7 protein-coding genes are annotated in these 9134 nt (G+C 61.6%); 3 read left to right on the top strand and 4 right to left on the bottom strand.

Going from position 1 to position 9134, the window contains the following annotated elements:
* Positions 1-176 precede the first annotated feature (176 nt).
* Together codB and codA are read left to right on the top strand one after the other, a co-directional pair.
* A complete protein-coding gene (codB, locus tag AC1DSG_RS23010; protein ID WP_477792942.1) occupies positions 177-1448 on the top strand; it encodes a cytosine permease in 1272 nt (423 codons plus the stop codon).
* Positions 1449-1461: 13 nt separating this feature from the next.
* Positions 1462-2706, top strand: a complete 1245-nt coding sequence (codA, locus tag AC1DSG_RS23005) for a cytosine deaminase (protein WP_477792941.1) — start codon at positions 1462-1464, stop codon at positions 2704-2706.
* A 112-nt stretch (positions 2707-2818) separates the two neighbouring features.
* Here codA and AC1DSG_RS23000 read toward each other — a convergent pair whose 3' ends face one another.
* Positions 2819-3811 carry a diaminopimelate epimerase gene (locus AC1DSG_RS23000; RefSeq protein WP_477792940.1) on the bottom strand — a complete coding sequence of 331 codons (993 nt, stop codon included), beginning with the start codon at positions 3809-3811 and terminating at the stop codon, positions 2819-2821.
* 165 nt (positions 3812-3976) lie between these two features.
* On the opposite strand from AC1DSG_RS23000, the gene AC1DSG_RS22995 reads away from it, so the two are divergent.
* Positions 3977-5128 (top strand): MFS transporter, encoded by a 1152-nt coding sequence (locus AC1DSG_RS22995; RefSeq protein ID WP_477792939.1) that lies wholly within the window; start codon positions 3977-3979, stop codon positions 5126-5128.
* A 116-nt stretch (positions 5129-5244) separates the two neighbouring features.
* On the opposite strand, the gene AC1DSG_RS22990 is transcribed toward AC1DSG_RS22995, so the two are convergent.
* From AC1DSG_RS22990 to AC1DSG_RS22980, 3 genes are all read right to left on the bottom strand, one after another.
* Complete coding sequence (locus AC1DSG_RS22990) at positions 5245-7674, bottom strand: TonB-dependent siderophore receptor (protein WP_477792938.1); 2430 nt, start codon at positions 7672-7674, stop codon at positions 5245-5247.
* Positions 7675-7771: 97 nt separating this feature from the next.
* Entirely contained in the window at positions 7772-8746 is a 975-nt protein-coding gene (locus AC1DSG_RS22985) for a FecR family protein (RefSeq protein WP_477792937.1), read from the bottom strand.
* A 40-nt stretch (positions 8747-8786) separates the two neighbouring features.
* Positions 8787-9134 (bottom strand): sigma-70 family RNA polymerase sigma factor (locus AC1DSG_RS22980; protein ID WP_477792936.1); only part of this gene is annotated, 348 nt, incomplete at its 5' end.

Below are 9134 nucleotides of genomic sequence, written 5' to 3'. Positions count from 1 at the left end.
AGCCGGCTCCGGGCGGCTCGCTCCCACAAGGGGTATGTGTTGCTTCAGGTGCACCGCTTTCGGGCCACATTCCCGGCCAAACTCTGGCGTTCGGCTATAAATAACTACACTCCCTCACCCTTGGCACGACCACTGCACTCCCTACCGCGTCCTCTCCCATTCGTAAGGAACGCCACATGACGCAGAACGAACCGGGCAACGACTACCCCCTCAGCGAAGTCCCGATGCATGCCCGCAAAGGGCTCAAATCCACGGCCATGGTGCTACTGGGTTTCACCTTTTTCACCGCCACCATGTTTGCCGGCGGCAAGCTCGGGGTGGCGTTCGACTTTGCCGAGATGATGGCGGTGATTATCGTCGGCAATCTGTTGCTGGGCATCTACGCCGCCGCATTGGGCTTTATTGCGTTCAAGAGTGGGCTCAACTCGGTGCTGATGGGCCGTTTCTGCTTCGGCGAAGTGGGCAGCAAGCTCAGCGACCTGATCCTCGGTTTTACTCAAATCGGCTGGTACGCCTGGGGCACGGCCACTGCCGCCGTGGTGTTGGGCAAGTATTTCGAATTGAGCGAGGGCACAGTCCTCGGGTTGATGGTGCTGTTCGGGATGATATTTTGTGCGACCGCCTATGTGGGTTATCGCGGGCTGGAAATTCTCTCTTACATCGCTGTTCCGGCCATGATGGTATTGCTGACGCTGTCGATGTGGGTGTCGACGGTCAAGATCGGCGGGCTCGATGGTCTGCTCGCCGTCGTGCCGACGGGATCGCTGGATTGGTCGACCGCCGTGACCCTGGTGTTCGGCACGTTTGTCAGCGGTGCAACCCAGGCCACCAACTGGACGCGCTTCTCGCGCTCGGCAAAGGTTGCGGTGCTGGCGAGCCTGATCGGGTTCTTCTTTGGCAACGGTCTGATGGTGGTGATCGGCGCCTACGGGGCCATCGTCTATCAGCAACCGGACGTGGTCGAGGTGCTGCTGTTGCAAGGTTTCGCCATGGCCGCGATGGCGATGTTGCTGATCAACATCTGGAGCACCCAGGACAACACCATCTATAACTTTGCCGTCGCCGGCTGCAACCTGCTGCGCACCGGCCGACGCAAAACCGTGACCTTGGGCGGCGCGCTCATCGGCACGCTGCTGGCACTGCTCGGCATGTACGACATGCTGGTGCCCTACCTGATCCTGCTGGGCACGGTGATTCCGCCGATTGGTGGTGTGATCATGGCCGACTTTTTCTATCGCTATCGCGGTCATTACCCCAAGTTGGCCAACGCACAGTTGCCCGCCTTTAACTGGTCGGGGTTGACCGCCTATGCCGTCGGCACCGTGGCCGCTTTCAGTTCGCCGTGGGTCGCGCCACTGGTAGGGATTGCCGCTGCCGCGCTAACGTATATGTTATTGACCGCCGTACTCGGTGCTCGAACCGCCCCGGCACCCCAGCAAGAATTATAAAAGGACTCGCCTGATGCACATCATCAACGCCCGCCTGCGCAACCAAGAAGGCCTGCATGAGTTGCACCTGGAAAACGGCCTGATCCGCACCATCGCCCGGCAGACCGAAGCCCCGACCCTGGGCCCCGACGATCTGGACGCTGGCGGCAACCTGGTGGTGCCGCCCTTTGTCGAGCCGCACATTCACCTCGACGCCACCCTGACCGCCGGCGAGCCGCGCTGGAACATGAGCGGCACGCTGTTCGAAGGCATCGAGTGCTGGGGCGAGCGCAAGGTGACGATCACCGAGGAAGACACCAAGACCCGCGCCAAGAAGACCATCCAGACCCTCTCCGCCCACGGCATCCAGCATGTGCGCACCCACGTCGACGTTACCGACCCGCAACTCACCGCGCTCAAGGCGATGCTCGAAGTGCGMGAGGAAAGCCRTCACCTGATCGACCTGCAAATCGTCGCGTTCCCACAGGAAGGCATCGAGTCGTACCACAATGGCCGCGAGCTGATGGAAGAAGCGATCCGCATGGGCGCCGATGTGGTCGGCGGCATTCCGCATTTCGAGTACACCCGCGATCAGGGTGTCAGTTCAGTGAAGTTCCTGATGGACCTGGCCGAGCGCACCGGTTGCCTGGTGGACGTGCACTGCGACGAAACCGACGACCCGCATTCGCGCTTCCTCGAAGTGCTGGCCGAAGAGGCCCGCAGCCGCGACATGGGTTCGCGGGTCACCGCCAGCCACACCACGGCGATGGGCTCTTACGACAACGCTTACTGCGCCAAACTCTTCCGCCTGCTCGGGCATTCGGGAATCAGTTTTGTCTCCTGCCCCACTGAAAGCATTCACCTGCAAGGGCGCTTCGATAACTTTCCGAAACGCCGTGGCGTGACCCGGGTCAACGAGTTGCTCGAAGCGGGGATGAACGTGTGTTTCGGTCAGGACTCGATTGTTGACCCGTGGTATCCGCTGGGCAACGGCAACATTCTGCGGGTGCTCGAAGCCGGGTTACACATCTGCCACATGCTCGGTTACCGCAACCTGCAAAGCGCGCTGGACCTGGTGACGGACAACAGCGCCAGGGCCATGAACCTCGGCGAGCGTTATGGCCTGGAAGCGGGACGGCCGGCGAATTTGCTGGTGCTGTCGGCGGACAGTGACTATGAAGTGATTCGCAGCCAGGGCTTGCCGCTGTATTCGGTGCGCGGGGGCAAGGTGCTGATGAAGCGGACGATGCCGGTGGTGGAATGGCCAGATCAGCTCTGATTTTTTGCTGACTGTCAGGGCCCCATCGCCAGCAGGCTGGCTCCCACAGGAGATGTGTGAACGACACAGATCCAATGTGGGAGCCAGCCTGCTGGCGATAGCTTTCTTGAATTCAAACCATCAACCGAGCCGTGCCAAACAGCCTGACCCGACTCAATTCCCCGTCCACTTCCTCCAGCAAAATTGGCGCCGTTCCGCCTGGCATCACCACCTTCACCTCGCCTGCCGAAACCCAGCCCACCCGCCAAGCCGCACACGCCACGGCACTGGCGCTGGTGCCCGACGACGCCGTCGGCCCTTCCCCGCGCTCAAACACCCGCGCGACGACTTGCTGTGCAGATTCCAGCATCGCCCACTGCACATTCACCCCCGCCGGACACGGATCACCGGCCCCGGTCGGCATGGCATAAGCAATCCGCATCAACCCTTCTGCCAAGGGTGATTCACGCATTTGCTCATTGCTCGGCAATGCAGCGGCGCTCGCCACCAGCGTCACGCAATGCGGATTGCCGATGCGCACAAACTGGCTGCGGTTCCAGGCCGGTTCAAGCGCGGACAATGGCCGCACATGGCTGACTTCTCGCCCATTCAACAGCACGCTTTCAACCCCTTGCGCACCCACGGCTTGCGGCCCTAACGAAGGTTTTCCCAAATCCAGCCAGAACCCTTGCACGCCATCGATCTCGGCCGGTTTGACTGACGTCTCCCCCGGCGAAACCGCGTCCGTCTTGTCGTGATGAACCCGCAGCAGGCACGCGGTCTCCTTCGGCATCAATCCTTGCTCACTGAGCGACTGGGAGAAAATCGTCAGCCCATTGCCACTGCGTTCGGCCAGCGTGCCATCGGTGTTGACGATTAACAGGTCATACGGCGGCGCCGATTGAAACGGCCCGACCAGCAAACCGTCGCTACGATGGTCCTTGCTGCCGGGCGGCTGAGTGCCGGGGGCCCAACCACAAAACGCCTCGATGGCCGCTAACGCCCACGTCTCGCGGGTTTGCGCGGCAACGTCAGCCTGTTCGGGCAGATCAATTGCGCTACCGCGCACGGCATCAGGCGCCACGACGATATAAATATTGCCCCGTGCATCGTAAGTCCGCGTCATGTCGCCTCCTGTCTGAACCATCAATTTATCGACGATATCGCGAAACGGCGACAGGCTGTGCAACGATGTGCGCCTGCCTGACCGCGAACGGCTGCGGACACTGATCGAACCTGCGGGATCAGTCAGTGTCCCTTGGGTACGCGACGTTTTTTGCCAAGGATTGATATGACCAGCTTCAAGACCCAAACCTCATTTGTTCCCGGCCGACTGGAGCAGATGTCCACCCGCGTCGCCTTCTTTATTGCCGGCCTCGGCATTGCCGCCTGGGCGCCGCTGGTGCCTTACGCCAAGGCGCGGGCCGGACTGGGTGAAGGGACGCTCGGTGTATTGCTGTTGTGCCTGGGGGTCGGGTCGATTCTGGCGATGCCGTTGGCCGGGATGCTGGCCGCGCGCTTCGGTTGCCGGCGCGTGACGGCAGGCGGGACGTTGCTGATCTGTGCGGCCTTGCCGTTGCTGGCGACGGTGTCGACCGTGCCGGCGTTGATCGCCACCCTGTTCATGTTCGGCGCCGGGCTGGGCACGGTGGATTCGACGGTCAACCTGCAAGCAGTGATCGTCGAACGAGCCAGCGGCAAAAACATGATGTCGGGGTTTCACGGGATGTTCAGCCTGGGCGGGATCGTCGGTGCAGCGGGCGTCAGCGGCCTGCTCGGCCTTGGCATGTCACCGCTGGGTGCGATGTGGGTGGTGATTGCAGTGCTGGTGCTGGCCTTGCTTAAAGCTGCGCCGCACCTGCTGCCTTATGGCAGCGAAAGCACCGGCCCGGCGTTTGCCGTACCCCATGGCATCGTGCTGTTTATTGGAGGGATGTGCTTCATCGTGTTCCTGGCCGAAGGCGCAGCTCTGGACTGGAGCGCGGTGTTTCTGGCGCAAGAGCGCGGGATCGACACGGCGTATGCGGGGCTGGGATATGCGGCCTTTGCGCTGACCATGACGGCCGGACGCTTGACCGGTGACCGGATCGTCCGGCGTCTGGGTGCTACGCGGGTGATTGTGTTCGGTGGGCTGACCGCCGCCGCGGGCCTGGCGCTGGCCACGTTCGCACCGGCCTGGCAGGCGGCGCTGGTGGGTTATGCGTTGCTGGGTGCGGGCTGTTCGAACATTGTGCCGGTGCTGTACACCGCCGTCGGCAAACAGACGGTCATGCCCGAGCACATTGCCGTGCCGGCCATTACCACGCTGGGTTATGCGGGCATCCTCGCGGGACCTGCGGTGATCGGGTTTATCGCCCATGGCAGCAGTTTGAGTTTTGCCTTTGGCTTGATGGCGTTGCTGCTGGTGGCGGTGGCCATTGGCGGGAAGGTGTTGAAAGTCTGATATAGCTATCGCCAGCAGGCTGGCTCCCACAGGGGATCTTCAGTGAACACAAACTCTGTGTATGACGCAGATCAATGTGGGAGCCAGCCTGCTGGCGATGGGGTCACCTCGGTCTATCAGAACCCCACACTGGCCTGCACAAAGAACGTRCGCGGCGCCCCCACGTACATCCCCGAGTTGTTGTCGCTGGAGCGGGTGAAGTACTGCCTGTCGAAGATGTTTTTCACCCCGGCGCCGAGCTTCAGGTTCGACAGCTGCGAACCGAAGTCATACCCGCCGCGCACGTTCCAGGTCATGTACCCCGGAATATCGCCGAACTGGCCATCCGCTGTTCCTTCAGTGATGTAGTTGCCGTTGAAGCTGCCATCGGCGTTCACGCCCGTGCCCGGCGAACGCTGCTTGGACTGGGCATAGGCATCGAGGTTGTAGGTCCAGCGATTGATGTCGTAACGCAGCCCGGCGGTGGCCACCTGACGCGAGTAGAACGGCAGGTCACGACCCTTGAAGCCCGGAATATCGCCTTCATAGGTGGCACGGGTGTAGGTGAAACCGCTGTAGGCAGTCAGGCCGTCGAGCATCGGGTTGAGCGCCGACAGGTCGTAATGCACCGACGCCTCCAGGCCCTGGTGCTTGGTCGCGCCAAGGTTGGTCCAGCCCACGTCGTTGCTGATGTATTGCAACTCGTCATCGAAGTCGATGTAGAACAGCGTCACTTCCCCGCCCCACGCCTCATCGTTGTAACGGGTGCCGACCTCGTAGGTCTTGGCTTTTTCCGGCTCCAGGCCATTGGCGGGGCTGTCACCGATACCGCCCTGGCCGAGCTGGAAATATTGCAGGCTGCCGAACGAGGTTTCGTAGTTGGCGAACAGCTTCCACTCTTCGGACAGGTGATACATCACGCTCAGGGCCGGCAGCGGTTCGTTGCTTTCGATGCTGCGGTTCTTCTCCGGCACGCGCTTGCCGGCGGTGTCGAGCACCGGGCGATCATGCCAGTCGGTGCTGATGTGTTCGAAGCGAATGCCCGGGGTCACGGTCCAGTTGCCGACGTCGACTTTGTCGTCGAGGTACACCGAGTTGGCTTCGGTGCCGCCGGTGCGGTCCTGGAACACGTGACCGTCAGACGTCGGGGTCAGCACCGGCTGATTGTTCACCAGGGCAACGCGGCTCGTCTCTTCGTGCATGGCTTCTTTGAGGTAGCGATAACCGACGCTGACTTCCTGAGTGGTCGGGCCCGCCTCAAACACATGGGACACCCGTGGCTCGATGCCGAAGGTGTAGTAAGTGCGCGGATAAGAACTCAGGGTTTTCTGGTCGCGAGCGGCGATGTTGCTGCCACGAAAACTGTCGGTGTAGTACGTCAGCACTTCGGCCTGGGTACGGTCGTCGATCTGTCGTGCCCAGCGGAACGACACGTCCTTGCGGCGGCCGCTGAAGTTGTCGTAGTCGCGCACGGACTGGAACGGGTCGGCGTCGTACTGCTGCTGTGTCAGGCCGCCGGGCATGTTGGCGTTGGCGTCGTAGTAGTGAAAGTTGAGGCTGAAGTAGTCGACATCGGTCGGCGCCCACTGGGTCTTGAGGAGCACATCGGAGATGTCGTTGCCGTTGTTGCTTTCGCGGTAACCGTTGCCGTTCACCCCGGAATACAACAGCGCCACGCCGATGCCGTTGTCCGCGGTGCCGCCGAGGAATGCGCTGTCGAGGTGCTTCCAGCCACCATACTGAGAGGTTTCCAGGGTGGTGCCGATTTCACCGGTGGCTTCTTGCGGAATTGCGCGCGTGACGAAGTTGATCACGCCACCGACGTTTTGTGGCCCGTAACGCACAGAGCCGCCGCCACGCACCACGTCGATGCTGTCGAGGTTGCCCGAGGAAATCGGCGCCATCGACAGCTGCGGCTGGCCATACGGCGCAAACGCGGCCGGCACGCCGTCGATCAATACGGTGGAGCGTGGCGACAGACGCGAGGTCAGGCCGCGCACGCCGACATTCAGGGAAATATCACTGCCACCGGTGCCGTTGGCGTCCTGCACTTGCACGCCGGGGACGCGCTTGAGCACCTCACCAACGTTCATCGCCGCTTGCTCGACCATCGCTTCGCGACGCACCACCGTACGTGCGCCGGGATGGTTCTGCACCAAAGCCACATTGGCATCGCCGAGCCAGTCGCCGACCACTTTGATATCGGTCACGTCCAGCTCCAGCGGCCCGTTCGAAGCGGACGTCGGCACGGGCGACAAGGTGACCGAGCCTTGATCGATCTGGTATTGCAGACCGCTGCCTTGCAGCAATTGACGCAGGGCCTGTTCCGGCGAAATGTCGCCGTCGACAGCCGGGGCTTGCTTGCCGGCAACCAGTTCAGGATTGAAAAAAACCTGCAACGACGTTTGCTGGCCCAACTCGCTCAGGGCCTGGCCCAACGGCTGCGCCGGAATATGAATGCCACCGGCGGCGAATGCCTGGGGCAACGCAGTGCTGACCGCCAAGGCGAGCGCCAGCGGCAGCGGCAACCAATGGGATTTTTTGTGGTTGGCAGAGGTGTTTTTCACGTCGAACAATGTCCTGTGGATCGCAAGCGCATGCGTTTGTTAATGCAAACCAGTTGCAGTTGGACAAGAAGACGATGAACTCGAAAAAAACCTGAATTTATTTTGAAATTATTTCCTGACTGCCGTCATCGAGGGTGCGTATGGCCACCGGCAGGATGCTCGGCAAGGCCTTGATGAGTGCATCGGTGCTGTCGGAATTGGACACGCTGGTCAGGCGCAGACTGCCGACTGTGTCGTTGCTGACGGTGAGCGGTCTCTCGCGGTAACGCGATACTTCGGCAGCCACCTCGCTGAGGCTAGCGTTGTTGAACACCAGTTTGCCCCCACGCCACGCGGTCAGCTCGGTCGGGTTGACCGCATAAGCCGCCGCGACAACCCCTTGGGCATCGATGCGAGTGCCAAGGCCAGCGGTGAGGCTGATGACATTGGCGCCCTGCCCCTGAACCTTGACCGTGCCCTGCTCCACCGCCACCCGGGTTTGCGACGGATCGCGGCGCACATCGAAGCGCGTGCCGGTGACCGTCACCTGGCCGTTGCCCGCTTCGACCACGAACGGTCGGCTGGTGTCGTGCTCGACGCTGAACATCGCTTCGCCCTCAGTCAACTCGATGCCACGCCGGTCTTTATCAAAACGCACCTGAATACGGCTACGGCTGTTCATGTCCATCAACGAACCGTCCGGCAATACCACATGCCGACGTTCACCCAACGCCGTGGAATATTCAGCGGTAAAAGGTTCCGGGTGATGCAAACCAGTGGACCATCCCACGCCCAGCGCCACGGCCACCACACTGGCCGCCACCGCGTAACGCACCCACGGTTGAGGTGTGCGGCGAACCGGCGCGGTTTCACACATGGCTTGCAGACGCTCGACCGGCACCAGGTCAGCCGCCATCCACAAGCCCTGAAGCATTTCGAATTCGTCTTGATGTTGCGGATGTTCGTGCAGCCAAGCCTCGAAGCGCCGGTACTCCTCAACGTCCACGGCCGGTTCCTGCAAACGCACAAACCACCACGCCGCCTCGTCGCGAACCTTTGTTTGCCCGCACGCACAATCACGAGTATCCATCATGGAAGTTCCTGCTTGGCTGGGGGTGAGAAGGCGCGGCCGCTCATGCTTGCGATCCGTCGAGGCGGTCACGCAGATGCCGCAAGGTGCGGATCATATACTTTTCCACCATGTTCTTGGATAAACCCAGGCGTTCGGCGATTTCAGCCTGGGTCAAGCCTTCGATCTTTTGCCACACAAACACCTTGCGGCAATTGACCGGCAACTCGGTGAGCGCCCGTTCGATGCAATCAGCCAACTGGATCGCCTGCATGTACTGCTCCGGGTCGCCGGACGACGACACACTCAAATCAATCGCCTCCGACTCCATGGCGCCCCGCCGATCCTCACGCCGATAACCGTCCACTGCGATGTTGCGCGCGGTCTGGTGCAGATACGCCCGAGGTTGTTC

Source organism: Pseudomonas sp. P5_A12, from assembly GCF_056400685.1.
The sequence above is the reverse complement of the archived record's forward strand: the minus strand, read 5'-3'. Positions and strand labels throughout refer to the sequence as shown.